This window comes from Kineococcus aridisoli (assembly GCF_050871885.1).
In the GTDB taxonomy this organism is placed as follows: domain Bacteria; phylum Actinomycetota; class Actinomycetes; order Actinomycetales; family Kineococcaceae; genus Kineococcus.
In genome coordinates this window covers 22,305-49,112 of the sequence record NZ_JBJLSF010000029.1, presented here as the reverse complement: position 1 = coordinate 49,112, position 26,808 = coordinate 22,305, and the positions used below count along the sequence as shown (strand labels likewise).

The window sequence follows — 26,808 nt, the reverse complement described above, 5'->3', positions numbered from 1 at the left end:
CAGTCCCCCGGCCGGGGGACTGCACAGCGGGGACCCCGCCGCAGGGCTCAGCCGCCGAGGCGGCTGACGGTGAACGCGACGAGGAAGCCCAGCGTGGTGATGAGACCGGTGTAGACCTGGGTGCGCTCGAACGCCTCCGGGATCATCGTGTCGGCGATCATCGTGAGGATCGCCCCGGCCGCCAGCGCGGTGATGGCCGCGACGACCTCCGGCGAGGCGCCGCCGAGCGCGAGGTGGCCGACCGCGGCGGCGGCCGCGCTCACCAGCGCGATGGCGGACCAGACGCCGAACACGTAGCGCGCGCTGCGCCCCGCCTGCTTCATCCCGGCGACGCTGGACAACCCCTCCGGAACGTTGGAGATGACCACGGCCGCGACGACCGCGACGCTCACCCCGCCACCGCCGAGCAGCCCGATCCCGAGCACCACCGACTCCGGGATCCCGTCGAGCAGGGCGCCGACCGCGATCGCGGCACCGCTGCCGCCCTGCTCGGCCTCCGAGGGCTGCTGGCCCCCGGACCGCTTGCGGTGCCGGGCACCGCGCCTGGCGAGGGCGATGTTCGCCGCCAGGTACAGCAGGGCGCCGACCAGGAACGCGACCGTCGTCGGCACGAGCCCGCCGGTGTCGGCGGCCTCCTCGGCGAGGTCGAAGGCCAGCGCGGAGATGAGCACACCGGCGCCGAACGCCATCACCGCGGCGACGACCTTCGACGGGACGTGCACGAACCAGGCGATCGCGGCTCCCACGACCAGCGCGGCCCCGCCCAGCAACCCCCACGCCCCGGCTTCCAGCCATCCCGGCACCCTGGACCTCCCGACCCGTCGACGACAGCACCGGGAGGCCCCTACCCCGCGGGGTGCGGGGGAAACTCAGGACCAGGTGAGCGCGCGCGCCGGGTCCTCCAGGACCGCGGCGATGTCGGCCAGGGCGCGCGAGCCGCTCTCCCCGTCCAGCATCCGGTGGTCGAAGGACAGGCTCAGCGTCGCCAGGTAGCGCGGCCGCACCTTCCCCTTGTGCACCCACGGGCGCTGGGAGATCTTGCCGACGGCCAGGATCGCGGCCTCGCCGGGGTTGAGGATCGGCGTCCCCGCGTCGATGCCGAACGTGCCGACGTTGGTGATCGTGATGGTGCCCTCGGCCAGGTCGCGCGGCTGCGCCTTGCCGGCGCGCGCGGTGGCGGCCAGCTCGCCGAGGCGGACGGCGAGGTCCTTCAGCGACAGCTCGTCGGCGTCCTTGACGTTCGGGACGAGCAGCCCGCGCGGCGTCGCGACCGCGATGCCCAGGTTCACGTAGTTCTTCACCACGATGACCTGGTTCGCCTCGTCCCAGGTCGCGTTGATGTCGGGGTTGCGGCGCACCGCGACCAGCAGCGCCTTCGCGACGAGCAGCAGCGGCGAGACGCGGACGTCGGCGTACTCCGGATCGGCCTTGAGCCGCTGCACGAGCTTCATGGTGCGGGTCGCGTCGACCGTCGTGAACACGGTGACGTGCGGGGCGGAGAAGGCGCTCTCCACCATCGCCGCGGCGGTGGCCTTGCGGACCCCGCGGATCGGCACGTGCCGCTCGCGGTCGTGCTTCTCGACGCGGCGGGCCGGTTCGGCCGGTGCGGACGGCACGAGGGCCAGGACGTCGGCGCGCGTGACCGTGCCGCCCGGGCCGGTGGGCTGCGCGGTGGCCAGGTCGACGCCGAGGTCGCGGGCGAGCTTGCGGACCGGGGGCTTGGCGAGGACGTGCCCGCCGCGAGCGGGCGGCTGCGGGACCTGTTGCGGCGTAGCGGGTCGCGCCGGAGCGGATTGCTGCGGAGCGGGCTGCTGCGCGGCCGGGGCGCCGCGGCGGCGGCGCGGGGGCGCCGCCTCGCGGGTGCCGTACCCGACGAGGGTGGCGCCCGAGGAGTCCGCCGCGGCGGAGGGGGTGGCCTCGGCGGGGGCGGGTTCCACGGGGGCCGCGGGTTCCCCGGGTTCCGCGGGTTCCGCGGGTTCCGCCGCACCGTCGCCGATGACGACGATGTCGGCTCCCACGTCGACCGTCTCGCCCTCGGCGGCGAGCAGCCGCACGACGGTCCCGGCGTACGGGCTGGGCAGCTCGACGAGCGACTTCGCCGTCTCGATCTCGACGAGGACGTCGTTGACCGCGACGGTGTCGCCGGCCGTGACCTTCCACGAGACGATCTCGGCTTCGGTGAGTCCCTCGCCGACGTCGGGCAGGGCGAACCGCTGGTTCAACGAGTTCCTCTCTCAGGCGGCCAGAGCCTGCTCGACCGCGTCCAGGACCCGGTCGACCGTGGGCAGGTAGTGCTCCTCGACGCGCGCGGCGGGGTAGGGCAGGTGGTACCCGCCGACCCGCTTGACGGGCGCCTCGAGGGAGTAGAAGCAGCTCTCCTGGATGCGGGCGGCGATCTCCGCCCCGGCGCCGAAGAACACCGGCGCCTCCTGCACGACGACGAGGCGGCCGGTGCGGCGCACCGACTCCGCGACGGTTTCGACGTCCAGCGGGGAGATCGAGCGCAGGTCGACGACCTCCAGCCGGGTGCCGTCCGCGGCGGCCGCCTCGGCCGCGTCGAGGGCCAGGCGGACGGTGGGCCCGTAGGCGACGAGGGTCGCGTCGGTGCCCTCGCGCAGGACGCGGGCGCGGTGCAGCGGCGCCACCTGCCCCGGCGCCAGGTCGACGTCGACGTCGCCCTTCTCCCAGTAGCGGCGCTCGGGTTCGAGGAAGAGCACCGGGTCGGCGGAGGCGATCGACTGCTGCACCATCCAGTAGGCGTCGTGCGCGGAGCTGGGGGTCACCACGCGCAGGCCGGGGGTGTGCGCGAACAGCGCCTCCGGGCTCTCGGAGTGGTGCTCCACCGAGCCGATGCCGCCGCCGCTGGGGATGCGCAGGACGACGGGCACCGACAGCCGCCCGCGCGAGCGCGCGCGCAGCTTGGCCAGCTGCGTGGTGATCTGGTTGAAGGCCGGGAAGACGAAGCCGTTGAACTGGATCTCGCACACCGGGCGGTACCCGCGCAGCGCCATGCCGATCGCGGTGCCGACGATGCCGGCCTCGGCCAGCGGCGTGTCCAGCACGCGGTCCTCGCCGAAGTCCTTCTGCAGGCCGTCGGTGACGCGGAACACGCCGCCGAGCGCGCCGATGTCCTCGCCCATGAGCAGGACGCGGGGGTCGCGCTCCATGGCCGCGCGCAGCCCCGCGTTGATGGCCTTGCCGATCGCCATGCGCTCCATCAGGACGCTCCTCCCGCCAGCTCGCGTGCTTCCTCGTCGTGCTGCTCCCAGGCCGCCAGGAACTCGTCGCGCTCGGCGAGGACCTGCGGGTGGGGTTCGGCGTAGGCGTGCTCGAACATCGACACCGGGTCCGGGTCGGGGATCTCGCGCACACCCGCGCGCAGCCGCTCGGCGAAGGCGTCGGACTCCGCGGCCAGCGCCGCCTCGTGCTCGTCGTCGAGCACGCCCTCGGCGCGCAGGTAGGCGCGGAAGCGGTCGATCGGGTCCTTCTCGCGCCAGGCGTCCACCTCGGCCGCGGCCCGGTAGCGGGTCGGGTCGTCGGAGGTGGTGTGCGCGCCCATGCGGTAGGTGAACGCCTCGATGAACGTCGGGCCGCCGCCGGAGCGGGCCCGGTCCATGGCCGCGCGGGTGACGGCGAGGACGGCCAGGACGTCGTTGCCGTCGACGAGGACGGCCGGCATCCCGGATCCGGCGGCGCGCTGGTGCAGCGGCACCGGCGACTGCCGCGCGACGGGTTCGGAGATGGCCCACTGGTTGTTCTGGCAGAAGAAGACGACCGGCGCCTGGTAGACCGAGGCCCAGTTCAGCGCCTCGGCCGCCTCGCCCTGGCTGGTGGCGCCGTCGCCGAAGTAGGTGATGACGGCGGTGTCGCGGGCGGCGTCCCCGGTGCCCACGGCCCCGTCGCGCTGCACGCCCATGGCGTAGCCGACCGCGGGCAGCATCTGCGCGGCGATGACGAGGGTGTAGGGGTGCACCCCGGTGGTGGCCGGGTCCCAGCCGCCGTGGTCGACGCCGCGGAAGACGCTGAGGACGTGCAGCGGGTCGATGCCGCGCGCCAGCACGGCGCCGTGGTCGCGGTAGCTGGGGAAGACCTGGTCCTGGCGGCGGGTGGCCTGCCCGGCGCCGACCTGCGCGGCCTCCTGGCCACGGCTGCCGGGCCACAGCCCCAGCTGCCCCTGGCGCTGCAGCGCCTCGCTCTCGGTGTCCAGGCGGCGCAGCAGGACCATGTCGCGCAGCAGCGCGAGCAGCTCCTCGGGCTCCAGGTGGACCTCGTGCTCGGGGTGGGTGCGCCGGACGCCGTGGCGGTCCAGCAGCTGGACCATCGGCTGCGCGGCCGCGGGGTCCTGCGTCGTCGGGTCCTGCGGGGCCGGGAGCGGGCCGGCCGCTGCGTCGGTCACGTGCGTTCCTCCACCGGGGACGGGTGATCTGCGCGGGACGGCGCCAACCTACGGTCCCGTACGTTACGGGAGCGTACGTTACGCAGGCGTAGGTGCCAATGGGCGCACCGCGCCGACCACCCGTCCCGGTGCACGGGCGCGCCGGGCTCAGCCGCGCCGGGCTCAGCCGCGCACGGGCGCCAGGGAGGCCGCGACCTCGAGGAAGCGGCTGTTGCCGGCCGTCTCGGCGACGGTCACGCGCAGCCCGTGGGGGTCGAAGGCGCGCACGACCAGGCCCTCGGCCGCGAAGGCGTCGGCGAGCTGCGGGGTGCGCTCCCCCGTGGGCAGCCACACGAAGTTGCCCTGGGCGTCCGGCACCCGCCAGCCCTGCTCGCGCAGGCCGTCCACGACGCGGTGGCGCTCGGCCACGAGCGCCGCGACGCGCTCCATGAGCTCGGCCTCGGCGGCGCTCTGCAGCGAGGCCACGACCGCCGCCTGGGCGATGGCGCTCACCCCGAACGGGGTCGCCGCCCGGCGCAGGGCCGAGGCGACCTCGGGGTGGGCCACCGCGACCCCGACCCGCAGGCCCGCCAGGCCGTAGGCCTTGGAGAAGGTGCGCAACACCACGACGTTGGGGTGGGCGCGCGCGACGTCGATCCCGTCGGGCACCTCGGGGTCGTCGACGAACTCGTGGTACGCCTCGTCGAGGACGACGAGCACGTGGGCGGGCACCCGGGCCAGGAAGTCCTCCAGCTCCGCGCGCCGGATCGCCGGGCCCGTGGGGTTGTTCGGCGAGCACAGCACCACCAGGCGGGTGCGCTCGCCGACGGCGGCGGCCATCGCCGGCAGGTCGTGGCGCGCCTCGTCGGTCAGCGGCACCTCGACGGGCACGGCGTCGCTGATCGCGGCCGTGATCGGGTAGGCCTCGAAGGAGCGCCAGGCGTAGACGACCTCGTCGCCGGGCGCGCAGGTGATCTCCGACAGCTGCGCCAGCAGCCGCACGCTGCCCGTCGCCGCGGCGAGCTGGTCGACCTGCACGCCCCAGCGCCCGGCGACCGCCGCCAGCATCGCCGTGGCGGCGGGGTCCGGGTACCTGTTGACGGAGGCCGCGGCCCGCGCGATCGCCGTCAGCACGCTCGGCAGCGGCGGGTGCGGGTTCTCGTTGGAGGACAGCTTGAAGACCTCCAGCCCCTCGCGCGCCACGGCGGGCCTGCCCGCCACGTAGGCGGGCACCCGGGCCAGGTTGGCCCGCAGCCGCGGCGGGAGGGGGAGCTCGGAGGCCGTCGTCATGCCCGCCAGGGTACGGACGCCGACCGGGGCGATGCGGTTGACTCTGGTCCCGTCCCGTCCGCCCCGCCCGGAGGTACCGCCCGTGTCCGACGTCCCCGCCGCAACGGCCCCGCTCGACCTCGTCGCCTTCGCGGACGACCCGCTGGCGCTGCGGAGCACCTTCGCGCTCTTCCCCTCCGGCGTCGCGGCGATCTCGGCCGTCGTCGACGGCGAGCGGGGCCCGGACGGGCAGGTCCGCCGCGAGCCCGTCGTGCTCGTCGCCTCCTCCTTCCAGGTCGGCATCTCCCTGGACCCGCCGCTGGTGCTGTTCGCCGTGCAGCACACCTCCACCAGCTGGCCGAGGCTGCGGGCCGCCCTGGAGCGCGAGGGCGCCCTGCTCGGGGTCTCGGTGCTCGGCGAGGCCCACGACGCGGCCGCCCGCCAGCTGGCCTCCAAGGCCGCCGACCGCTTCGCGGGCATCGAGACGACGACCACGGCCTCCGGCGCGCACTTCGTGCACGGCGCCCCCGTCTGGCTGGAGTGCTCCATCCACTCGCAGGTCCCCGCCGGCGACCACGACGTCGTGCTGCTGCAGGTGCACGCCATGGGCGGCGCCCCCGACACCGAGCCGCTGGTCTGGCACTCCTCCGGCTTCCGCACCCTCACCCCCCGGCCCGCCGCGCAGGCGCAGGGCTGATGACCGCACCGACGCAGCCGCCCGCGCAGCCGCTGCGCACCGCCGTCGTGGTCGGCAACCCCAAGCCGGCCTCGCGCACCCTGGCCGCCGCCACCACCGCGGCGCGCCTGCTGTCCGGGAGCCCGGACCGGGAACCCGACCTCGTGCTGGACGTGGTGGCGCTGGGCCCCGGGCTGCTCGGCTGGGGCGACGCGGGCGTGCAGCGGGCCGTGGCCGACGTGGCCTCCGCCGACCTGCTCGTCGTGGCCAGCCCCACCTTCAAGGCCACCTACACCGGGCTGCTGAAGCTCTTCCTGGACCAGTTCGCCGGCGGGGAGGGGATGCGCGGGGTGGTCGCGGTGCCGCTGATGCTGGGCGCCGGGCCGGCCCACGCGCTGGCGCCGGAGCTGCTGCTGAAGCCCGTGCTGGCCGAGCTGGGCGCCGCCTGCCCGGCGCCGGGGCTGTACCTGCTCGACCGGCAGGTGGAGGCCGGGGGCGGGGCGACGCCGGCCCTGGCCGCCTACGCGCAGCGCTGGGGCCCCGTCCTGCGCGCCACCGCGGCCGCCGGTCACGAGACCCGCACCGCCCGGTAGTCGAACGCCTCCACCACGGCCCCGGGCGCGTCGAAGAAGGCGCGCCCGGAGTCGCGGAAGGCCACCAGCGCCGGGTCGTCGGCGGCGTCGGCGAGCTGCGCCGTGCGCAGGTAGGCGCTCCAGCCGTGGTCGGCCAGCGGGTCGCCCGGGTCGCCGCCGGCGTCGCGCAGCACGAGGGTGCGCGAGGCCGAGCCCTGCGCCTGCCGGCCGTCGAGGGCGGGCACCACGTCACCGGTGTGCTCCAGGCTCAGCACCCGCACCCCCTCCCCCACCGCGATGCCGTCCACCGGCGCGCCGGCCGTGACGACGTGGGTGACGGTGAACTCCGCCGTGACCGCCGGGTCGGCCGCCAGCGCCGCGACGGTCAGCCCGCCCTGGCTGTGCCCGGCGAGCAGGACGGGCTCGCCCGCCGCCACACCGGCCTGCCGCATCGCCGCCACGACGGCGGCGGCCGTGGCCGTGGGCTGCCCGGCGACCGCGCGCAGGTTGGTCGTCAGGTCCATGGGCGTGCCGCCCGGTGCGGGCAGCGGCGTCCAGGACTGCGTGCCGGGGACCTCGACGACCCAGGCGACCGCGCCGTCGGCCTGCGTCACCCGCTCCAGCCGCACCCCGCCCGGCTCGGGCGTGCCGGCGGGGGCCAGCCGGTCCCCCACCGAACCGTCGCCGGCCTCGTAGCCGGTGGACTGGTGCGCCACCCCGTCCAGGACCTCGGCGATCCCGGCCGGCGGGCGGCGGGGCAGCGCCCGCGGCCGCTGCACCGGGCGCACCTCGACGGCGGTCTCCCGCAGCAGCGGCCCCACCGCGCCCAGCGCGGTGAGCGCCGTCGCGACCCCGGCGACCCCGGAGCCGCCCGGGGCGGCCGCGCGCAGCGCACCGGGGGCCAGCACCCCCAGCCCCGCCGCCAGCTCGGGGTGGCGCACCGCGGCGGCGTCCAGCAGGTGCGGGGTGGTGGCCACGACCTCCTGCACGAGCCCGGGGTGGGCCGCCAGGAAGCGCCCCGCGCCGGCGAGGTCCCCGGCGACGCGGTCGTCGACCCGGGAGAGCTCCGCGTGCGCGGCGGCCTCCAGCGCGTGCAGGTCCACGCCGCCGGGCTGCGTGGACATCTCCGCGGCGCGCGCCAGCACCCGCACCGTCGCCTCCTGCAGGCGGTAGGCGCCGTCGGCGGCCAGGACGGCGCCCGCGGCGAGGGCCAGCTGCGGAGCGGCCTCCACGACGGCCTGGGCGACGGCGCGGCGGGCGAGCTGCACCACCGCGTTCGCGACCTCGTCGCCGACGCGGTAGCGCAGCGCCGCCACCTCCACCCGGGCGGCGAGGGCGAGCAGCTGCGCGGCCGTGGCGGCCGGTCCGCCGGCGCCCAGCAGCACCTCGGCCAGCCCCGCGAGCGCCGGCGCCGAGGTGGCCGGGGCGAGCGGGGCGCTGAGCAGCAGCACCGGGTCCGCGCCGGCGGCGGCGACCTCGGCGGCCACCGCCGCCAGCCGCGCGGCGGCCCCGGTCAGCTGCGCGGCGGCCGCGTCGAGGGCGTCCGGGTCGGCGGCGACCGGCCCGGTGAGGACGGTCAGCTGCCCGCTCACGCGGGCACCGGGGCGGGCGGGAGCGCCTCCAGGGCGTGCGCGTGCGCCCGCAGCCGGGCCGCGGCCTCCTCGCAGCCGTCGGCGAGCGCGGCGACCGACCGCTCCACCGCCGCCAGCCCGCCGCGGAAGCGCACCGCGCTCGGTCCCTGCCAGTCGACCGCACCGGCGCCCGCGATCCCCCGCCGCACCGCGCGCACGTCCTCCGCCGCCCGGGCCACCCTGCGCGCCAGGGCGTCCACCTGCGCCCGCGCGAGGTCCGCCGCCGCGGGACCCGCTCCCGTCACGTCCACCACGCCCGTCCCTCCGTCCGCTGAACCTGCTCGCGGACCGTAGGCGCGCACGCGGCCGCCGCGGCCGGGCACCGGTGGCGGGTGTGGAGGGCGCGGCCCGGTGCGCCGGGTGTGCGCACCGCGGCGACGATGGTCCGCGTGCCGCCCCACCCGCCCCCCTCCACCGCCCCCGGCGACCCCGGCGCCTTCCGCAAGCCGCGCGGCGCCGCCCCGCCCGCCGCCCTGCGCGCCGAGGCCGCCGGGCTGGCGTGGCTGGCGCAGGCCGGCGGGGTCGCCGTCTGCCGGGTGCGCGAGGTGCAGCCCGACGCCCTGGTGCTCGACCGCGTCGAGCAGGTGCGCCCCTCCGCGGCGCACGCCGAGGCCTTCGGCCGCGACCTGGCCACCACCCACGCCGCGGGCGCGGAGCGCTTCGGCGCCCCGCCGCCGGGGGTGGAGGGCGACACCTGGATCGCCGCGCTGCCGCTGCCCGCCCCGCGCGAGCCGCTGCCGTGGGGCGTCTTCTACGCCGAGCACCGGCTGCGGCCCTACCTGCGGCGCGCGCGGGAGGCCGGGACCGTCGACGCGGCGGGCGCGGCGCTCGTGGAGCGGGTGTGCGAGCGCCTGCTGGCCGGCGACCCCGCCCTGGTCGCCGGCGGGCAGCGGCCCGCCCGGCTGCACGGGGACCTGTGGTCGGGCAACGTGCTGTGGTCGGCGCACGGGGCGGTGCTCGTCGACCCCGCCGCGCACGGCGGGCACCCGGAGACCGACCTGGCGATGCTGGCGCTGTTCGGCCTGCCGCACCTGGAGCGCGCGCTGGCCGCGTACGCGGAGGCGGCCGGCACCGCGGACGGGTGGCGGCAGCGGGTGCCGCTGCACCAGCTGCACCCGCTGCTCGTGCACGCCGTCCTCTTCGGCGGCGGCTACGGCGAGCAGGCCGTGCGCGCGGCCGAGCGGGCGCTGGCGCTGTGAGCGCGGACGCGGGCGGGGCGGAGCGCCCGCACGCCTACGCGGTGCAGGTGCTGCACCTGCTCGTCTCGCCCGGGCACGCCTACTTCGGCCGGCCCCGCGACGGCGCCGCCGACGTGCCCACCGAGGACCGCGACGAGGTCGAGGTGGTCGCCGGCAAGGGCATCCGCGGGGACCGGTTCTTCGGCAAGGCCGCCCACATGGACGCGGCGGTGACGTTCCTGGCGATCGAGGCGTGGGAGGGCGTCGCGGCCGACCTCGCCCTGCCGCAGCCGCCCGACCCGCTGCTGGCGCGGCGCAACCTCGTCGTGCGCGGCGTCGAGCTGGACCCGCTGCGCGGCGTCGACTTCGAGCTGGTCACCGCCGCCGGTGCGGTGCTCTTCCACGGCGGGCGCCCGGCGAACCCGTGCGCGTGGATGGACCGCGTCGTCGCGCAGGGCGCGCACCGGGCCATGCGCGGGCGCGGCGGGCTGCGCTGCACCCCGCTGACCGACGGCAGGGTCGCCCGGGGGCCGGGGGTGCTGCGCTCGCCGGTCCCCCTGGACCCCGCCCGCGCCGGCGAGGCCGTGCTGCGCCGCACGCCGCTGCCCTGAGGTGCGCGGCACGGCGGGCCGGGGCAGCGTGGGAGCCATGGTGAAGAAGGGCGACCACGTCAGCTGGAACACCTCCCAGGGCGAGACCGAGGGGAAGGTCACGGAGAAGAAGACCGAGGACTTCGAGCTGTACGGCCAGCACCGCAAGGCGTCGGAGGACGACCCGCAGGTGATCGTCGAGAGCGACAAGTCCGGCAAGGAGGCCGCGCACAAGGAGTCCTCGGTCGAGGAGGCCTGAGGCGTCCGGGCCGGGTCGGCCCCGTGGGAGCATGAGGCACGTGACCGACCCGGCCGTCCAGACCGCTGCCCCCGTCGACCTCGCGCCCGCCAGCCTGGGCGAGCCCGCGCTCGGCCCCCTCGACGGCCGCTACCGCCGCTCCGTCGCACCGCTGGCCGAGCACCTGTCCGAGGCGGCGCTGAACCGCCGCCGCGTGCACGTCGAGGTCGAGTGGCTGGTGCACCTGGGCACCCGCGACGTGGTGCCCGGCGTGCGCCGCCTCACCGACGCGGAGGTCGCGTTCCTGCGCGAGCTGCCGCTGCGCTTCGACGCCGCGGCCGTGGCCGAGCTGGCCGAGATCGAGCGCGTCACCATCCACGACGTCAAGGCCGTGGAGTACTGGATCAAGCGCCGGCTGGAGGGGACGTCGCTGGCCGACGTCGCCGAGCTGACCCACCTGTTCTGCACCAGCGAGGACATCAACAACCTCTCCTACGCGCTCATGGTCCGCGACGCCGTGCAGCGGGTGTGGCTGCCGGCCGCGACCGCCCTCACCGACGACGTCGTGCGGATGGCGCAGGAGCTGCGCGCGCTGCCGATGCTGGCGCGCACCCACGGCCAGCCCGCCACGCCCACCACGCTGGGCAAGGAGCTCGCCGTCCTCGCGCACCGGCTGCGCCGGCAGCTGGCGCGGGTGGGGCGCGCGGAGTTCCTCGGCAAGTTCAACGGCGCCACCGGCACCTACGCCGCGCACCGCACGGCCGTGCCGGCCACCGACTGGCCGGCGGTCTCGCGGGAGTTCGTCACCTCGCTGGGGCTGACCTGGAACCCGCTGACCACCCAGATCGAGCCGCACGACTGGCAGGCGGAGCTGTACGCCGACGTCGCCCGCTTCGGCCGCGTGCTGCACAACCTCTGCACCGACGTGTGGACGTACATCTCGATGGGCTACTTCGCCCAGGTCCGCGGCCAGGGCACCGTCGGCTCCTCGACGATGCCGCACAAGGTGAACCCGATCCGCTTCGAGAACGCCGAGGCGAACCTGGAGGTCTCCGGCGGGTTGTTTCGCGTGCTGGAGGAGACGCTGACGACCTCGCGGCTGCAGCGCGACCTCACCGACTCCTCCATGCAGCGCAACATCGGGGTCGCCTTCGGCCACTCGCTGCTGGCGATCGAGAACGCCCGCCGCGGGCTCGCCGGGCTCGACGCCGTCCCGGCGGCGCTGGCCGCCGACCTCGACGCCAACTGGGAGGTCCTCGGCGAGGCCGTGCAGTCGGTGATGCGCGTGCACGGGCTGCCCGAGCCCTACGAGCGGCTCAAGGAGCTCACCCGCGGGCGCCGGGTCGACCAGGCGGGGCTGCGCGAGTTCGTCGCCGGCCTGGGCCTGCCCGACGGCGAGGCCGCACGCCTGTCGCTGCTCACCCCCGGCGACTACACCGGTGACGCCGCCGCCCTCGTCGACGTGCTCGGCGCCCCGGGCGAGGTCCCGGGCGAGGTCCCGGGCGGGGCCCCGCCCGCCGGGAGCTGACGTGCGCGCCGTCCTCGTCGAGGGGTTCGGCGAACCCCCGCGGCTGGCGCAGGTCGCCGACCCCGCGCCCGCACCGCACGGGGTCGTCGTCGCCGTCGAGGCGAGCGGGGTGTGCCGCAGCGACTGGCACGCCTGGCAGGGCCACGACGAGGACGTGCGGCTGCCGCACGTGCCCGGGCACGAGCTGGCCGGCACCGTCGTCGCGGTCGGCGCCGACGTGCGGGGCTGGCGGGCCGGTGACCGCGTGACGACGCCGTTCGTCACCGCCTGCGGCACCTGCCCGGAGTGCGCGGCCGGTGCGCAGCAGGTGTGCCGCGCGCAGACCCAGCCGGGGTTCACCGGCTGGGGCTCCTTCGCCGAGCTCGTCGCCCTCGACCACGCCGACGTCAACCTCGTGCGGCTGCCCGAGGGGTTCACCGCGTCCAGCGCCGCCGCGCTCGGCTGCCGGGTGGCCACCGCGTTCCGCGCCGTCACCGACGTCGCCCGGGTGCGACCCGGTGAGCACGTCGCCGTCCACGGCGCCGGCGGGGTCGGGCTGTCCGCCGTCGCCGTCGCCGCGGCCGCCGGGGCGCGCGTCGTCGCCGTCGACCCCTCCCCGGCCGCCCGCGAGCTCGCCGTGCGCTTCGGCGCCCGGCAGGCGGTCGGGCCCGAGGACGCGGTGGGCGCCGTGCGCGAGCTGACCGGCGGCGGGGCGCACGTCTCGATCGACGCCGTCGGCCTGCCCGCGACCTGCGAGGCCTCCGTGCGCTGCCTGCGCCGGCGCGGGCGCCACGTGCAGGTCGGCCTGCTGCCCGCCGCGGCCGGCCGGCCGCTGGTGCCGATGGACCTCGTCATCGCCGGGGAGCTGCAGCTGCTCGGCAGCCACGGCATGGCCGCGCACGACTACCCGCGGCTGCTGGACCTCGTGGGCGCCGGGCGCTTCCCGCTGGCCGAGCTCGTCACCCGCGAGCTGCCGCTGGAGGCGGGCCCGCGGGCGCTCGCGGAGGTCGCGGCCGCGGGCACCGCCGGCATCACCGTCCTGGTGCCCTGAGGAGCGGGCCGTGACCCGCGTCGTGTGCGCGGCCTTCGGCGCGGACCTGGACGCCTCGCTCGCGGAGGTGGCCGGTCGGCTGCGCGGCGCCGGGGTGCGGGTCCCGCCGCCGCGGCACCGCCCGCACCTGACGCTGGCGGGCAGCGACCTGCCGCCCGAGCAGGTCCTGGCCGCCGTGCGCGCCGCCGCGGCGGACCTGGCGGGGACCGCGCTGCAGCTGGACGAGGCCGGCACCTTCCGCCGCGGCGCCGTGCTGTGGGCGGGCACGAGCGCGCCACCGCTGCTCGCCTGGCACGCGGACGTGCTGGCGGCGCTGGCCGGCGCCGGGCTGGTCAACGCGTTCCCGAACGCGGCGCCCGGCCGCTGGCGCCCGCACTGCACGCTGGCCCGCCGGCTGCGCCCGGGGTCGGTGGCGGCCGCCGTCGAGGTGGTCCGGGCCGCGCTGCCGCTGAGCGGGCGGGTGGAGGCGCTGGCGGTGCTGGAGGTCGGCGGCAGCGGCGACCTGGGGCTGGTGCCGCTGCGCTGAAGCCGTCCGCTCCCGGCCCGGGCCCGCTTATGCTCCGCGCGTGGAGGTCGCGATCGCTCTCGTGGCGCTGACCACCGGGGTGTGCGCGGTCGCTGCCGCGTGCGACCGGTTCGGCTGGCCCACCCCCCTGGTCCTCGTCGTCGTGGGGGCCGTCGCCTCCCTGGTCCCCGGGGTGCCGGAGGTGGGGCTGGAACCCGACCTCGTCCTGTTCGGCCTGCTGCCGCCGCTGCTGTACGCGACGACGGCGCGCACCTCGCTGGTGGACTTCACCCGCAACAAGCTGGCCACGGTGCTGCTGTCGGTGGTGCTGGTGGTGTTCACCACGCTCGTCGTGGGCTGGACGACCTCGCTGCTGCTGCCGGGGGTCGCGCTGGCGGCGTGCATGGCGCTCGGGGCGGTCGTCGCCCCGCCGGACGCGGTCGCCGCGACCGCGATCGGCCGGCGGCTCGGCCTGCCCCGGCGGGTGGCGACGCTGCTGGAGGAGGAGAGCCTGCTCAACGACGCCTCCGCCCTCATCGCGCTGTCGGTGGCGACGTCGGCGCTGACGACGGCGCTGTCGCCGGTGCACATCGCCGGGGAGTTCGTGGTGGCCGTCGTCGGGGCCCTCGTCGTGGGCGGCGCGGTGGCCGCGGCGCTGGCGGTGGTCCGCACCCGCATCCGCAACCCCGTGCTCGACACGGCCGTGTCGTTCACCGCCCCCTACCTGGCGTTCCTGCCGGCGGAGGAGCTGCACGCCTCCGGGGTGCTGGCCGTCGTCGTCACCGGGCTGGCCACGGCGCACCTGTCCCCGCGCGTGCAGACGGCCGCCTCCCGGGTGACGGAGGCCGTGAACTGGCGCACGGTGGCGTTCCTGCTGGAGAACGCGGTGTTCGTGCTCATCGGGTTGCAGCTGCCGCAGCTGCTCGGCGACGCCGCCGACGGCGGGTTCGACGGCGGCCGGATCCTGGTCGTCTGCCTGGGCGTGCTGGTGGCCACGATCGCCGCGCGGTTCGTCTTCGTCTTCGCCGTGGCGAACCTGCTGCGGGCGGTGCCGCGGCTGCGGCACCTGCAGTGGCCGGACGGGGTGTCGCTGCTGGTGTCGTGGGCCGGGATGCGCGGTGTCGTCACGCTGGCCGCCGCGCAGCTGGTGCCCGAGGACGTGCCGGGGCGCGAGGTGCTGCTGCTGGCCGCGTTCACGGTCGTCGTGGGCACCCTGCTGGTGCAGGGGCTGAGCCTGCCGTGGCTGGTGCGCCGCGTCGGCCTGCCCGCCCCCGACCCCGCCGAGGACGCCCTGCAGGCCGCCGCCCTGGGCGACGCCGCGACGGCCGCGGGGCTGCGCCGCCTCGACGAGCTGCTCACGGGCGAGGAGCCGGAGCACCTGGTCGCCATGCTGCGCGCCCGCGCCAGGGCCCGCTCGCACGCGGCCTGGGAGCGGCTCGGGCGGCCGCTGTCGGACCGGATGACGCCCTCGGCGCTGTACGCGCAGCTGCGGGTGGAGATGCTGGCCGCCGAGCGCGCCGTCGTCGTGCAGGCCCGCGACCGCGGCAGCGCGGAACCGGACGTGCTGCGCCAGGCGCTCGCCGACGTCGACTTCGAGGAGACGCTCATCGACCGCCTCGACGACCTCGACCCGCTGGCGGACGACCGCGCGCTGGCCATCGCCGCCACCGACGGCTGCGCGCACCTGCGCACCGCGGGCACCCGGGCCGACGTCGCGGTCGCCGACGAGTGCGCCGACTGCCGGCGGGAGGGGTCGACGTGGGTGCACCTGCGCACCTGCCTGCAGTGCGGGTACACCGGCTGCTGCGACTCCTCCGAGCGCCGGCACGCGCGCCGCCACTTCGGCGAGAGCGCGCACCCGGTGCTCGTCAGCGCGGAACCGGGTGAGGCCTGGCGCTGGTGCTGGGTGGACGAGGAGCTGGGGTGAACGGGGAGCAGGAGCGGTCGGGCCAGGAGGTGGTGCGGCTGAGCGTCCGCGCCGACGGGACGTTCAGCCTGGCCTCGACGCTGGACGCCGAGCAGCTGGGGATGCTGCTGGGGGCGCTGGCCGACGACGTCTACGAGGGGCGCGTCGACCCCTCGACGTGGCTGCCCTGAGCGTCGCCCCGAGCGGTCGCCCCCGAGCGGTCGCTACTGCAGCGCCGACGTCAGCCGGGCGAGGTTCTCCTTGATGACCGCCCCGCGCGAGCGGGCCAGCCACTGCTCGAGGGTGAGCTCGGTGCACCTGGCGCGGTAGTCGTCCTCGACGCGGCGCAGGTCGTCGGAGAACTCCTTGCCGCACACCATGAGCGTCAGCTCCAGGTCGAGCAGGAAGGAGCGCATGTCCATGTTGGAGGAGCCGATGACGGCGACCTCCTCGTCGACGGTCATGTGCTTGGCGTGCAGCACGTACGGCGCCGGGTAGCGGTGGATGCGCACCCCGGCGCGCAGCAGGTTCTCGTAGTAGGAGCACTCGGCGTAGTGCACCAGGGCCTGGTCGCCCAGCTCGGAGACGAACAGCTCCACGTCGACGCCCCGCTCGGCGGCCGTCGTGATGGCCGACAGCATCGACTCGTCGGGCACGAAGTAGGGGCTGGTGATGGAGATGCGCCGCTGCGCGGAGTACAGCAGCGCGTTGAACAGCTTGAGGTTGTTCTCCCCGTCGAATCCGGGACCGCTGGGCACGATCTGGCACTCCAGCCGGCCGGGCGGGTCGAGGGGGGTGAGCTCCGGGCGCTCGGCCGTCAGCAGCTCGTCGGTCTCGGAGTACCAGTCGGTGATGAACAGGGCCTCGACACCGGAGACGATCGGCCCCTCCAGGCGCACCATGAGATCCTGCCACTGCAGCCCGCGGCGCTTGTTGCCGCGCTTGTTGTAGCTGCGGTCGAGGACGTTCTGCGAGCCGACCCAGCCCACCTCGCCGTCGACGACGAGCAGCTTGCGGTGGTTGCGCAGGTCCGGGCGCTGGTACTTCAGCCGGTGCAGCTGCACGGGCAGCATGGGGTGCCACTCGACGCCGACGTCGCGCAGGAAGCGGATGGTGCGCCGGTAGCCGGGGTAGCGCAGCGAGCCGATGTGGTCCAGCAGCAGCCGCACCTTCACCCCGCGCTGCACGGCCCGCTGCAGGGCGGTGAAGAACGGCTCGCTCGTGGCGTCCTTGGTCATGATGTAGAACTCGACGTGGACGTACTCGCGCGCGGCGTCGATGGAGCGCGCCATCGCCCGGATCGCCTCGTCGTACTCGCCGACGAGCTGCGCGGAGTTCCCGCCGACCAGCGGCATGGCGCCCAGGTTGCGGTTGAGCTCGACGACCCCGGTCAGCCACGGCGGCCAGGGGTGGTCGGTGGAGACCAGGTCCATGCCCTTGGTCGTGTCCACGATGAGCTGGTTGATCTCGCGCTGCTTGCGCCGCCGCGAGCGCGGCAGCTTGGGGTTGCCGATGAGCAGGAACGCCAGCACGCCCACGTAGGGGATGAAGAAGATGGCCAGCAGCCAGGCCAGCGCCGAGCTGGGCCGCCGGTTGACGGGGACCACCGCGATCGCCGTGAGGCGCACGACGAGGTCGACGACGAGCAGCGCCAGCGCGGACGCCGTCACCGACGGCGCCCAGTCGGGGAGCCAGTCCACGTCCGTCAGATCTCCACGGTCCCGCGGGGCGTCTGGAACGTCACCGTCCGCAGCCCCGTGCCGCGGCGGTCGCCGACGACCTCGAGCCAGGTGAACTCCAGCCGGTCCACCGAGAAGTCCGGGGGCAGCCCCAGCCAGCTGCGCACGTGCTCGCGGTCGCCGGCGATGGTGAGCCCGGCCAGCCGGGTGCCGCCGGCCAGCGCGATCGCGGAGGGGTGCTGGGTGGCCGGGCCGTCCCACTCGATGAGCAGCGGCAGCTGCGGGTCGGTGCGCAGGGCGGGTGCGCCGATCTGCCGCCAGCGCAGCTCGACGCCGTCGGGGCGGCGGCGCGCCCCCTCCTCGGCCTTCTCCCCCAGCCGCGCCGCGTGACCGGCGAGGTCGTCGACGACGACCGCCCACGCGAACCAGCCGCCGCCGGCCTCGCTGCGCTCGCGCACGGCGCGCCCGAACAGCGCCTTGTCGGCGACGGGGTGGTCGAGCACCTCGACGACCTCGACGTAGCAGCCGTCCGACAGCGGCAGCACGACGTTGCGGGTGCCGAAGCGCGGGTGCGGGCCGCCGTCGACGACGCGCACCCCCAGGCGGGCCGCCAGGCTCCGGGCGGTCTCCTGCAGACCCTCGGGGCCGGCGGCGAAGCCGACGTGGTCGACACGCATGGGGTCAGCCTCCCAGGCCGGTGGTGGGAGCGGTCAGCCGGTCCGCGAGCGCCAGCACGTCCTCGGCGCCGAAGGCGCGGGGACCGAGGCCCTCGCGCACCGAGCGGTCCGCCAGCGCCTGCAGCGCCTCGTTGACGGGGGTGGCCAGGCCCTGCTCGCGCCCCAGGCGCACGACCTCGCCGTTGAGCCAGTCGGTCTCCACCGACCCCCCGCGGTGCAGGCTCTGCCAGCTGGAGGAGCCCGGCCGGCCGCTGCCGGCGACCTCGGCGGTGCGGAAGCCCAGCTCGGCCAGGCGCGGCAGCGCCAGCGCGCGGTCCAGCGCCGGGGTGCCGGCCGCGGCGAGCACGGCGGCCCCCTCGGCGCGCGCGGCCTCGCGCAGCTCCTCGCAGCCCGCGCCGGGGCGGCACACCGCGTCGACGGCGTTGCCGGTGTTGTCCAGCAGCTTGCCGCGCTTGGCGGCCATGACGTCGTCGCTGACGGCGGTGGCGAAGCCGGCGCCGGCCAGGTCGGCGGCGATGCGCCCGACGACCTCGTCGCGGCCGGCGGGGTAGCGGCCCAGGACCAGGCCGCCGGAGACCGGGGCGCCCTCGGAGACCACGACCCCGGGCTCGAGGTGGCTGGCCGGCAGGTACACGCACGCGCCCACGACCCGGCGGAACCAGCGCAGCGCGAGCCGCTCGCCCTCGACGCCGTTCTGCGCGCACACCACCGGCAGCACCCGCCCGGCGGTGGGGCCGCCGGGCCCGTCGACGGGTGCGGCGGCCCAGTCGGCGAGCAGCCCGGCCGCGTCCTGCACCTTCACCGCGAGGACGAGGACGTCGTCGGCGGTCAGCTCCACCTCGGCCGGGGAGCTGGCCACGGGGGCGTGCACCTCCACCGGCCCGGCGGGGGTGAGCAGCTGCAGGCCCTGCGCGCGCAGGCGGTCCGCGTGCGCGCCGCGGGCGACGAGGACGACCTCGTGGCCGTGCTGGGCCAGGCGGCCGCCGATCGTCCCGCCGATGGCCCCTGCCCCGATGACGACGTAGCGCACCACCGCAGTCAAGCACCGCTGCGCGCTCCCGCTCGCCCCGGGCCGGTACCGGGTACCGCTGGACGGGGTGGCGCGGGTGCCGTGCGGGGGCCGTGCCGCGGGGCCGTGTCGTGGGGCCGTGTCGTGGGGCGGTGGCAGCATTCCCCCGTGCCCACCCCCAGCAGCGCCCCCGCAGCCCCCGACCTCGACCCGGCCGCGCTGCGCGCGGAGGCCGAGGAGGTCCTGCGCCGCCTCGTGGGCGACCCGGCCGCCCGGCTGCGCGAGGACCAGTGGACGGCGATCGAGGCGCTGGTGGCGCACCGCCGGCGGGCGCTGGTCGTCCAGCGCACCGGCTGGGGCAAGTCGGCGGTGTACTTCGTGGCCACCGCCCTGCTGCGCGCCCGCGGCGCCGGGCCGACGGTCATCGTCTCCCCGCTGCTGGCGCTGATGCGCAACCAGATCGCCGCGGCCGAGCGCGCGGGGGTGCGCGCGGTGACGGTGAACTCCACCAACGCCGAGGAGTGGGGGCAGGTCTTCGACGAGGTCCGCGCGGGTGCCGTCGACGTGCTGCTGGTCTCCCCGGAGCGGCTGAACAACCCGGGCTTCCGCGACGAGGTGCTGCCGCCGCTGGCGGCGACGACGGGGCTGCTGGTGGTGGACGAGGCGCACTGCGTCTCCGACTGGGGCCACGACTTCCGCCCGGACTACCGCCGCATCCGCACGCTGCTGGCCGACCTGCCCGACGGCATCCCGGTGCTGGCGACGACGGCGACGGCGAACGCGCGGGTGACCGCCGACGTCGCCGAGCAGCTGTCGGTGACCGGCACCCGCACGCTGGAGGACGTCCTGGTGCTGCGGGGGTCGCTGGACCGCAGCTCGCTGCGGCTGGGCGTGGTGCGCCTGCCCTCGCACGCGCACCGGCTGGCGTGGCTGGTGCAGCACCTGCCGGGGCTGCCGGGCTCGGGGATCGTCTACGTGCTGACGGTCTCGGCGGCCGCCGACGTCGCCGCGCACCTGCGCGCGCACGGCATCGAGGCGGTGCCGTACACGGGGCAGACCGACCCGGGCGAGCGCCTGCAGGCCGAGGACGACCTCGTCAACGACCGGATCAAGGTGCTGGTCGCCACGAGCGCGCTGGGGATGGGCTTCGACAAGCCCGACCTGGGGTTCGTCGTGCACCTGGGCGCACCCTCCTCCCCCATCGCCTACTACCAGCAGGTCGGGCGCGCCGGGCGCGGCATCGACGACGCGCAGGTGGTCCTGCTGCCGGGTGCGGAGGACCGCGACATCTGGCGCTACTTCGCCTCCCTGGGCTTCCCCGAGGAGCAGGACGTGCGCCGGGCGCTGGACGCGCTCGCCGAGGCCGGTGAGCCGCTGTCGACCCCGGCGCTGGAGGCGCGGGTGGCGCTGCGGCGCAACCGGCTGGAGACGATGCTCAAGGTCCTCGACGTCGACGGCGCGGTGCGCCGGATGCGCGGCGGGTGGCTGTCCACCGGGCGGGAGTGGGCCTACGACGGCGAGCGCTACGCGCGCGTCGCCCAGGCCCGCGAGGTCGAGCAGCAGGCGATGCTCGACTACGTCGCGACGACGGGCTGCCGGCTGGAGTTCCTGCGCCGCGCCCTCGACGACCCCGAGGCCGCGCCGTGCGGGCGCTGCGACGGCTGCGGCGGCTTCGAGGTGCCCCGCGAGGTCGACGAGTCCGCCGTCAGCGCCGCCGGGGCCGACCTGGACCGCCCCGGCGTGCCGCTGGAGCCGAAGAAGGTGTGGCCGGCCGGGGTGAAGGCGCTGGGGGTCCCGGTCTCCGGGCGCATCGCCCCCGCCGAGCAGCCCGGCACCGGCCGCGCGGTGGCCCGCACCACCGACCTCGGCTGGGGCAACGCCGTCCGGGAGCTGTTCGCCCCCGGCGCGACCGACGGCGAGACGCCGGTGCCGCTGCGGCACGCGGCCGCGGCGGTCCTCGACGACTGGGCGCGCGAGCTGGGCCTGGACGGCGTGGTGGCGATGTGCTCGGCCTCGCGCCCGCGGCTGGTCGCCCACCTCGCCGAGGGCCTGGCCCGCTACACCGACCTGCCGCTGCTGGCGACCTTCCGCCTCCTGGAGGACGGCCCCACCCGCAGCGACGTCAACTCCGCGCACCGCCTGGCCCAGGTCGCCCGCCGCTTCGAGCTGCCCGAGGACGCCCCCGTGGCGGGCCGGCGGGTGCTGCTGGTCGACGACCGCACCCGCAGCGGGTGGACGCTGGCCGTCGCGGCGCGCCAGCTGCGGCGGGCGGGGGCGGACGCGGTGCACCCGTTCGTGCTGGGCGACGGGGACTGACGCGGGCACGCCCGGCCCGCGCGCCGGGCGGGGTGGGCGCGGCCGGGCGGCGGGCTCAGGGCGCCCAGGCGGCGGCGAGGGCCCGGGCCGGGTTGCGGGTGAGGACGGCCTCGGCCGTGCGGGCACCGTGCTCGCGGACCAGCCGGTCGTGGAAGCGCTGGAGCGCCTGCGCGGCGGAGCCGTCGCGCCGGGCGCTCGCGGTCGTCGTGTCGGCGCCGACCAGGAGGCGGTCGGCGTGGCCGGCGTCGAGGAGGCGGCGCAGCAGGGCCCAGGTGCGCGCACCCGGCCGCCCGGGGCGGGCGGCGTCCAGCACGACCGACGCGCCGGCCGCGACGACCGCGGGGACGGCGGCCGGGTCGGCCGGCCTCGCCGGGTGCCCGAACAGGACCCGGCCGGGCGGGACGCCGTGCCCGCCGAGCTCGTCGAGCAGGCGCCGCGGGTCGCTCACCGCCTCCAGGTGCACGGCCACCGGTGCGCCGGTGGCCGCGCAGGCCTGCGCCGCCGCGCGCAGGACGTGGCGCAGCACCGCGTCGGGCGCCGGGCCCTCGGCGGCGACCTTGACGAGGCCGGCGCGCACGCCGCCGCCGGTGGTGCCGGTGGTGAGGTCGGCGACGAAGCGGTCCGCCAGGTGCGGCAGGTCGGTGCGCAGCTGACGCGGGTCGTGGTGCACCTGCTGGTGCAGGCCGGTGGCGGCGACGAGGTGGACGCCCGTGGCGCGCGAGAGCGCGGGCAGCCGGTCGGCGCGGCGCCGCAGGCCGCGGGGCGTCCACTGCACGAGCGAGCCGCCGCCGGCGCCCGCCCAGGCGAGGAGCTCGGCGCGGGCGGCCCCCTCGTCGCCGAGCTCCTCGCCCGGCAGCAGCCGGGAGGCCAGGAAGAGGTGGTCGTGGGCGTCGCAGCGGCCGAGGGCGGCGGGGTCGACGTCGCCGAGGACGGTGCGCACGCGGTGCGCCGGCGCGGGGTTCACCGCTGCTCGTCCGGCTGCTCGTCGGGCTGCTCGTCCGGCTGCTCGTCCAGGGCGTCGAAGGCGCGGCGGGCGCTGCGCAGGGCCGCGAGGGTGCGCGGGGTCCCGACGTAGGGCGCGAGGTGGACGAGGACCTCGGCGACCTCCTGACGGGTCATGCCCAGGCGCAGCGCGGTGCGCACGTGGCCCTCCAGCTGGGGGTCGACCGCGCCGAGGGTTGCCAGCGCCGCCAGCGTGGCGACCTGCCGCTCGCGCAGCGCGAGGACACCGCGCTGGTAGGTGCCGCCGAACAGGCAGGTGACGATCCAGTCGGCGAAGCCGGGTGCGACGTCGTCGAGGGCGGGGACGGTCGCGCGGTAGGTGCGCTCGTCCTGCAGCCGGGTCAGCAGCTGCCGGCCCGCCGCGCGGTCGAGGACGGCCTGCTGCAGCTCGGTGCCGAGGAGGTCGGTCACGGGGTTCTCCAGACGTACTAGTAGGTACAGAGAGGGCGCGAGAGGACGCCGGCCGGCAGGGCGGCCAGCCGGGGCGCGGAGGCGTGCAGCACCTCGAAGACGGTCGTGGCGGCGTCGTCGACGGGCGTCCCGCCGGTGGGCGGGGCGTCGAAGACCGAGAAGCGGACGAGCTCCCAGCGGGCGGGGTCGAGGGCGACGGCCTCGACGAGCAGGGCCGGATCGCGCGGAGCCCGCGCGGCGGCGTCCAGGACGGCCGGCTCGGCGCCGTGCGGCACGGTCCCGGTGCGCCGCACGGCCAGCACCGGCGCACCGCGCGCGGGACCGCGGGTGAGGCCGACGCCGATCCAGTGCCGCACCACCGGGCGGCCGAAGTCCTGCACGATCGCGCGGAACGGCCCGGCGAGGAAGGTGGTCAGCCCCTCCGGGCGCTCCCACAGGTAGAACGGCGCGTAGGCGTTGACCGGTGAGCCGTGGCGCCCGCGCCGGCGCACCGCGTACGCCTTGAGCCCCAGGTCGGGGAAGCCGTCGGTCGCGTGGCCGCGGGTGCGGACGCGCTCCTCGACGATCCCCATGTCGTAGTCGGCCGGCAGGCCGATCTCGTACTGCGCGACGAGCACTGGACTCCTCCTCGGACCTCGGACGGGACCCCTAGGCGCGGTGCGGCGCGCGGGGCGGGGTCCGCAGCGCCTCGAGCATCGCCACCGCCCCGTCGGCGGCGGCGGCGGCCGGTTCCGGCGAGGCGGCCGCGCGCGCCAGGACGTACCCGCCCTGCACGACGGCGGCCACGGCCGCGGCGACGGCCGCGGGATCCGCCTCCGCGCGCAGGCTCCCCTCCTGCTGCGCCTGCGCGAGGAGGCCGGCGATCCGCTGCCGCAGCCACGCGAACGTCTGCTCCACCGGCGAGCGCAGGCCGTCGTCGGCGAGCACGTCGGGGTCCTGGGTGTGCCGGCCGACCGGGCAGCCGCGCAGCGCGTCCCGCTCGCGCCGCAGGTAGGCCACGACCCGGTCGGCGGGGGGCACCGAGGCGTCCCCCAGCAGGGCCTCCGCGCGCTCGCGCTCGAGGGCCGCCGTGCGCTCCAGCGCGGTGCGGGCCAGGTCGGCCTTGCCCGCGAAGTGGTGGTACATGCTGCCCTGCCCCACGCCCGCGCGTTCCTGGACGGCCCGCGGGCTCGTGCCCACGTACCCCCGTTCGTGCAGCAGTTCGCGGGTGGTCTCGATCAGCCGCTGCCTCGCATCCACGGCTGCACTGTACACAACAGTAGGTACAGAAGGTCGGGACTTCTGCGCCCGCGATCGGGGCGGGGCCCTCCCCCGTGCCGCGGCCGCGGCGCCCGCCGCCGCTTCAGCCGCGGCGCCCGGCTGCCGATCGGAGGGACGCCGCGGCGTCGAGACCCGGCGTGCGCGACCACCTCGCGACCACCCCTGCGGAGGACCGACGACCATGTTCACCCGCCGCGCGGCGCGGACGCCGCGCACCCCGGACCAGCAGCCGATGCCGCGCGACGTGGAGGCCCTCGAGGCCGTGCTGACGGCGCTGGACGGGCATCGGGGCGGTGAGCTGGAGGCCCACCGGACGGCCGTGTCGACCCTGACGTCGGCGCTGGGCCTGACCTACGGGGCGGTGTGGCTGCCCCTGGGCGAGGGCACCTTCGCGCTGCGCGGCGAGGCGGGCCCGATGAGCGCGGCGCTGAGCGCGACGGGGATCACGACCATCACCCTGGACGCGCAGCAGGTCCGGTGGGCCACGGCCCAGACGATGGCCGTGCTGGACGAGGAGTCCACCGCCGTCGTCCCCACCTACGAGCGCTGGCGCGCGGCGGCCGCGGCGGGGGCGGCGCAGGGCGCGGTCCTGCCGGTCGTCGTCGGCGGGCGCCTGGTCGCGCTGCACGAGTACTACGGCTCGACGCAGCTGCCGTTCTTCGGTGCGCGCGAGGGCAAGTGGAAGGCCATCGGCCGGGTGCTGGCGCACGTGGTCGAGGACGCCGTGACAGCCGCGCAGCTGAAGGAGGTCCTGGACGACCGGGCCTCGGTGACGGAGGTCATCACCACGACCGGCGCCGCTCCCGACGCCCGGACGGCCCTGCGGGCGGCGCTGGAGACGGTGCGCAGCGCGTTCGGCTGGGCCTACGGGTCGTTCTGGGCGCTCGACGAGTCCGACCGCACGCTGAAGTTCCAGCTGGAGTCCGGCTCGGCCGGCCAGGAGTTCCGCGACGTGACCCTGAGCGCGAGCTTCGCCGAGGGCGTGGGGCTGTCCGGGCGCGCCTGGCGGGCCCGGGACCTGGTCTTCGTCCCCGACCTCGCCGAGGTCACCGACTGCGTGCGGGCCCCCGCGGCCCAGCGCGCCGGCGTCCGCTCGGGCGTGTGCTTCCCGCTGCTGGTGGAGGGCGAGGTCGTCGGGACCATGGACTTCTTCAGCACCGAGACCATCGAGCTGTCCCCCTCGCGCGCGGCCGCGCTGCGCAACGTGGCCCACCTCGTCTCGCAGCGCCTGGCGACGCTGCGGCGGATCGAGGAGGACGCGGCCTCGGCCCGCGAGCTGCTCGAGACGGTGTCCCGGCTGCGCGAGGCCGCCCTGGACTCCGGGCGCGTCGCCGACGCCGCCCGCCGGCAGGCGGCGACCATGACCGGTGAGGTGCAGGCGCTGGAGGAGGTCACGACCTCGATCAGCGACGTCATCGGGATCATCACGACGATCGCCGGCCAGACCAACCTGCTCGCCCTCAACGCCACCATCGAGGCGGCGCGCGCCGGCGAGGCGGGCAAGGGCTTCGCCGTGGTGGCGGGCGAGGTCAAGGAGCTGGCCCGCGAGACGGCGGAGGCGACCCAGCGCGTGGGTCAGCAGATCGCCGACATCCAGAGCAGCAGCCGCTCGGTCGCGGCGGGCATCGACGAGACCGGCCGGATCATCGGCGAGCTGGACACCGTGCAGGCGAGCATCACCGCCGTCCTGGGCGAGCAGGAGGAGATGGCGGCCGGTTTCCGGCACGGCTGAGCCGGGCGCGCCGGGCGGAGCTTGTGCAACGTTGTAGGGGCGGGCATGCTCGGCTCCGCACCCGGCCGGGTGCGCTCGACGACGAGCAGGAGGAACCCCGTGCCCCGAACCGCGCGACGCACCGCCCGACGCCGCAGCGCGTCCCTCGCCGCCGCCCTCGCGGCCCTGTGCCTGACGAGCGCGGGCGCCGTCGCCCAGGCCGCGCCGGGCGCACCGGGCGGGCCGCCGCCCAGCGGCAAGCTGCCGATGAGCGGTGACGTCGGCGACCACGTGCCCGGCGAGGTCGACGACCCGGTGCACGACCCGACGCTGTTCAGCGACCGCGGGACGTACTACGTCTTCTCCACCGGCCGCGCGGACGCCGAGGACCCGGGCGGGATCTTCGTGCGCCGCTCGGTGGGCAGCCTCGCCGGGCCGTGGGAGTCGGTCGGGGCCATCGCGCTGCCCGAGTGGACGCGGGCCTACGGCGTGGCCCACCTGTGGGCGCCGCACGTGGTCGAGCGCGGCGGCACGTTCCACCTCTACTACGCCGCCTCCTCCTTCGGCACCAACGAGTCCGCGATCGGCCTCGCGACGACGCGCACCCCCGGCGACCTGGACAGCTGGGTCGACCACGGCCCGGTGCTGCGCTCGGACACCGACGACGACTTCAACGCCATCGACCCGCAGGTGTTCTCCGACGGCGGCACCTGGTACATCGCGTTCGGCTCGTTCTGGACGGGGGTGAAGGTGCAGCGGCTGGTGGACATGGTCCGTCCCGTCGGCCCGATCACCGACCTGGCCAGCGACCCCGTCGTCCCGCCGAACGCCGTCGAGAACCCGCAGGTCTTCAAGCGCGGCGGCCACTGGTACCTCACCGTCTCCCGCGGCTTCTGCTGCCGCGGGGTGGACAGCACCTACGAGACCTACGTCGGCCGCTCCACCAGCCCCACCGGCCCGTTCGTCGACCGCGAGGGGCGGCTGCTCACCGAGGGCGGCGGGGACCTGCTGCTGGGTCGGCGCGGCGACCAGGTCGGCACGGGCGCCCTCGACGTGCTCAACGACCGCGGCCGCACCTACGCGGTGCACCACTACTACGACGCGGGCACCGGCGGCACGATCCGCATGCAGATCCGCGAGGTGGAGTGGCGCGGCGGCTGGCCGTCCTTCGGCTACGGGCCGGGTGACGGCCGCCCGCCGGCCTGACCCCGCCGGCCTGACCCGCCGGCCTGACCCGCCGGCCTG

27 protein-coding genes are annotated in these 26,808 nt (G+C 76.8%); 13 read left to right on the top strand and 14 right to left on the bottom strand.

All coding sequences use genetic code 11. From position 1 onward, the window contains the following. Positions 1–47: 47 nt before the first annotated feature. The 5 genes from ACRYM2_RS10330 to hisC form a co-directional block, all read right to left on the bottom strand. Complete coding sequence (locus ACRYM2_RS10330) at positions 48–803, bottom strand: ZIP family metal transporter (protein WP_432522023.1); 756 nt, start codon at positions 801–803, stop codon at positions 48–50. A gap of 66 nt (positions 804–869) precedes the next feature. Further along, positions 870–2,222, bottom strand: a complete 1,353-nt coding sequence (locus ACRYM2_RS10325; protein WP_432522021.1) for a dihydrolipoamide acetyltransferase family protein — start codon at positions 2,220–2,222, stop codon at positions 870–872. Between the two features lie 12 nt (positions 2,223–2,234). Beyond that, complete coding sequence (locus ACRYM2_RS10320; RefSeq protein WP_432522019.1) at positions 2,235–3,218, bottom strand: alpha-ketoacid dehydrogenase subunit beta; 984 nt, start codon at positions 3,216–3,218, stop codon at positions 2,235–2,237. Then, positions 3,218–4,396, bottom strand: coding sequence for a pyruvate dehydrogenase (acetyl-transferring) E1 component subunit alpha (gene pdhA, locus ACRYM2_RS10315; RefSeq protein ID WP_432522017.1), 1,179 nt, complete (start codon positions 4,394–4,396; stop codon positions 3,218–3,220). Before pdhA ends, ACRYM2_RS10320 begins: the two co-directional genes overlap by 1 nt. A gap of 162 nt (positions 4,397–4,558) precedes the next feature. After that, positions 4,559–5,665, bottom strand: a complete 1,107-nt coding sequence (gene hisC, locus ACRYM2_RS10310) for a histidinol-phosphate transaminase (RefSeq protein WP_432522016.1) — start codon at positions 5,663–5,665, stop codon at positions 4,559–4,561. Positions 5,666–5,747: 82 nt separating this feature from the next. On the opposite strand from hisC, the gene ACRYM2_RS10305 reads away from it, so the two are divergent. Next, positions 5,748–6,341, top strand: coding sequence for a flavin reductase family protein (locus ACRYM2_RS10305; protein WP_432522014.1), 594 nt, complete (start codon positions 5,748–5,750; stop codon positions 6,339–6,341). Positions 6,342–6,373: 32 nt separating this feature from the next. After that, the gene (locus ACRYM2_RS10300) at positions 6,374–6,913 is read left to right on the top strand and encodes an NAD(P)H-dependent oxidoreductase (RefSeq protein ID WP_432522031.1); all 540 of its coding nucleotides are present in this window, start codon (positions 6,374–6,376) and stop codon (positions 6,911–6,913) included. Here ACRYM2_RS10300 and ACRYM2_RS10295 read toward each other — a convergent pair. Next, the gene (locus tag ACRYM2_RS10295; RefSeq protein WP_432522012.1) at positions 6,889–8,484 is read right to left on the bottom strand and encodes a hypothetical protein; all 1,596 of its coding nucleotides are present in this window, start codon (positions 8,482–8,484) and stop codon (positions 6,889–6,891) included. The genes ACRYM2_RS10300 and ACRYM2_RS10295 overlap by 25 nt on opposite strands. After that, positions 8,481–8,777, bottom strand: coding sequence for a hypothetical protein (locus tag ACRYM2_RS10290; RefSeq protein ID WP_432522010.1), 297 nt, complete (start codon positions 8,775–8,777; stop codon positions 8,481–8,483). Before ACRYM2_RS10290 ends, ACRYM2_RS10295 begins: the two co-directional genes overlap by 4 nt. A 126-nt stretch (positions 8,778–8,903) precedes the next feature. On the opposite strand from ACRYM2_RS10290, the gene ACRYM2_RS10285 reads away from it, so the two are divergent. From ACRYM2_RS10285 to ACRYM2_RS10250, 8 genes are read left to right on the top strand one after another with little or no spacing between them, the layout of a single operon-like run. Beyond that, a complete protein-coding gene (locus tag ACRYM2_RS10285) occupies positions 8,904–9,722 on the top strand; it encodes a fructosamine kinase family protein (RefSeq protein ID WP_432522029.1) in 819 nt (272 codons plus the stop codon). Continuing rightward, on the top strand, positions 9,719–10,312 hold the full coding sequence (locus tag ACRYM2_RS10280) for a molybdenum cofactor biosysynthesis protein (protein ID WP_432522008.1): 594 nt from the start codon (positions 9,719–9,721) through the stop codon (positions 10,310–10,312). The genes ACRYM2_RS10285 and ACRYM2_RS10280 overlap by 4 nt, the downstream gene beginning before the upstream one ends. Before the next feature lie 37 nt (positions 10,313–10,349). Further along, positions 10,350–10,550 carry a hypervirulence associated TUDOR domain-containing protein gene (locus ACRYM2_RS10275; RefSeq protein WP_432522006.1) on the top strand — a complete coding sequence of 67 codons (201 nt, stop codon included), beginning with the start codon at positions 10,350–10,352 and terminating at the stop codon, positions 10,548–10,550. Positions 10,551–10,581: 31 nt separating this feature from the next. Then, the gene (gene purB, locus ACRYM2_RS10270) at positions 10,582–12,057 is read left to right on the top strand and encodes an adenylosuccinate lyase (protein ID WP_432522004.1); all 1,476 of its coding nucleotides are present in this window, start codon (positions 10,582–10,584) and stop codon (positions 12,055–12,057) included. A 1-nt stretch (position 12,058) separates the two neighbouring features. Continuing rightward, entirely contained in the window at positions 12,059–13,087 is a 1,029-nt protein-coding gene (locus ACRYM2_RS10265) for a zinc-binding dehydrogenase (protein WP_432522002.1), read from the top strand. A 10-nt stretch (positions 13,088–13,097) separates the two neighbouring features. Continuing rightward, positions 13,098–13,613 carry a 2'-5' RNA ligase family protein gene (locus ACRYM2_RS10260; RefSeq protein ID WP_432522000.1) on the top strand — a complete coding sequence of 172 codons (516 nt, stop codon included), beginning with the start codon at positions 13,098–13,100 and terminating at the stop codon, positions 13,611–13,613. A 40-nt stretch (positions 13,614–13,653) separates the two neighbouring features. Further along, positions 13,654–15,519, top strand: coding sequence for a cation:proton antiporter domain-containing protein (locus ACRYM2_RS10255; RefSeq protein WP_432521998.1), 1,866 nt, complete (start codon positions 13,654–13,656; stop codon positions 15,517–15,519). After that, entirely contained in the window at positions 15,516–15,689 is a 174-nt protein-coding gene (locus ACRYM2_RS10250; protein WP_432521996.1) for a hypothetical protein, read from the top strand. Before ACRYM2_RS10255 ends, ACRYM2_RS10250 begins: the two co-directional genes overlap by 4 nt. A gap of 33 nt (positions 15,690–15,722) precedes the next feature. Here the strand turns inward: ACRYM2_RS10250 and cls are convergent, their stop codons facing one another. The 3 genes from cls to ACRYM2_RS10235 are packed head-to-tail and all read right to left on the bottom strand — an operon-like array spanning position 15,723 to position 18,884. After that, a complete protein-coding gene (gene cls, locus ACRYM2_RS10245; RefSeq protein ID WP_432521994.1) occupies positions 15,723–17,198 on the bottom strand; it encodes a cardiolipin synthase in 1,476 nt (491 codons plus the stop codon). Between the two features lie 5 nt (positions 17,199–17,203). Continuing rightward, complete coding sequence (locus ACRYM2_RS10240; RefSeq protein WP_432521993.1) at positions 17,204–17,854, bottom strand: VOC family protein; 651 nt, start codon at positions 17,852–17,854, stop codon at positions 17,204–17,206. Between the two features lie 4 nt (positions 17,855–17,858). Next, positions 17,859–18,884, bottom strand: coding sequence for a ketopantoate reductase family protein (locus ACRYM2_RS10235; protein ID WP_432521990.1), 1,026 nt, complete (start codon positions 18,882–18,884; stop codon positions 17,859–17,861). A gap of 147 nt (positions 18,885–19,031) precedes the next feature. Between ACRYM2_RS10235 and ACRYM2_RS10230 the strand changes: the two genes are divergently transcribed. Beyond that, positions 19,032–21,179 carry a RecQ family ATP-dependent DNA helicase gene (locus ACRYM2_RS10230; protein WP_432521988.1) on the top strand — a complete coding sequence of 716 codons (2,148 nt, stop codon included), beginning with the start codon at positions 19,032–19,034 and terminating at the stop codon, positions 21,177–21,179. Between the two features lie 55 nt (positions 21,180–21,234). Here the strand turns inward: ACRYM2_RS10230 and ACRYM2_RS10225 are convergent, their stop codons facing one another. Genes ACRYM2_RS10225 through ACRYM2_RS10210 form a run of 4 tightly spaced genes read right to left on the bottom strand, consistent with a single transcriptional unit; the run spans position 21,235 to position 23,831 of the window. Further along, positions 21,235–22,143, bottom strand: coding sequence for a phosphotriesterase family protein (locus ACRYM2_RS10225; RefSeq protein WP_432521986.1), 909 nt, complete (start codon positions 22,141–22,143; stop codon positions 21,235–21,237). After that, complete coding sequence (locus ACRYM2_RS10220; protein ID WP_432521984.1) at positions 22,140–22,592, bottom strand: carboxymuconolactone decarboxylase family protein; 453 nt, start codon at positions 22,590–22,592, stop codon at positions 22,140–22,142. The genes ACRYM2_RS10225 and ACRYM2_RS10220 overlap by 4 nt, the downstream gene beginning before the upstream one ends. Positions 22,593–22,609: 17 nt before the next feature. Beyond that, the gene (locus ACRYM2_RS10215) at positions 22,610–23,209 is read right to left on the bottom strand and encodes a DUF4865 family protein (RefSeq protein WP_432521982.1); all 600 of its coding nucleotides are present in this window, start codon (positions 23,207–23,209) and stop codon (positions 22,610–22,612) included. 31 nt (positions 23,210–23,240) lie between these two features. Continuing rightward, the gene (locus ACRYM2_RS10210) at positions 23,241–23,831 is read right to left on the bottom strand and encodes a TetR/AcrR family transcriptional regulator (protein WP_432521980.1); all 591 of its coding nucleotides are present in this window, start codon (positions 23,829–23,831) and stop codon (positions 23,241–23,243) included. 202 nt (positions 23,832–24,033) lie between these two features. On the opposite strand from ACRYM2_RS10210, the gene ACRYM2_RS10205 reads away from it, so the two are divergent. Together ACRYM2_RS10205 and ACRYM2_RS10200 are read left to right on the top strand one after the other, a co-directional pair. Beyond that, positions 24,034–25,584 carry a methyl-accepting chemotaxis protein gene (locus ACRYM2_RS10205; RefSeq protein WP_432521978.1) on the top strand — a complete coding sequence of 517 codons (1,551 nt, stop codon included), beginning with the start codon at positions 24,034–24,036 and terminating at the stop codon, positions 25,582–25,584. 99 nt (positions 25,585–25,683) lie between these two features. Beyond that, the gene (locus ACRYM2_RS10200) at positions 25,684–26,769 is read left to right on the top strand and encodes an arabinan endo-1,5-alpha-L-arabinosidase (protein WP_432521976.1); all 1,086 of its coding nucleotides are present in this window, start codon (positions 25,684–25,686) and stop codon (positions 26,767–26,769) included. The last annotated feature ends 39 nt before the right edge of the window (positions 26,770–26,808 follow it).

Excerpts from the sequence above, each read along its gene's own strand:
- ACRYM2_RS10320 (WP_432522019.1), bottom strand. The coding sequence starts at position 3,218 with ATGGAGCGCATGGCGATCGGCAAGGCCATCAACGCGGGGCTGCGCGCG.
- hisC (WP_432522016.1), bottom strand. The coding sequence starts at position 5,665 with ATGACGACGGCCTCCGAGCTCCCCCTCCCGCCGCGGCTGCGGGCCAAC.
- ACRYM2_RS10285 (WP_432522029.1), top strand. The coding sequence starts at position 8,904 with ATGGTCCGCGTGCCGCCCCACCCGCCCCCCTCCACCGCCCCCGGCGAC.
- ACRYM2_RS10275 (WP_432522006.1), top strand. The coding sequence starts at position 10,350 with ATGGTGAAGAAGGGCGACCACGTCAGCTGGAACACCTCCCAGGGCGAG.
- purB (WP_432522004.1), top strand. The coding sequence starts at position 10,582 with ATGAGGCACGTGACCGACCCGGCCGTCCAGACCGCTGCCCCCGTCGAC.
- ACRYM2_RS10240 (WP_432521993.1), bottom strand. The coding sequence starts at position 17,854 with ATGCGTGTCGACCACGTCGGCTTCGCCGCCGGCCCCGAGGGTCTGCAG.
- ACRYM2_RS10205 (WP_432521978.1), top strand. The coding sequence starts at position 24,034 with ATGTTCACCCGCCGCGCGGCGCGGACGCCGCGCACCCCGGACCAGCAG.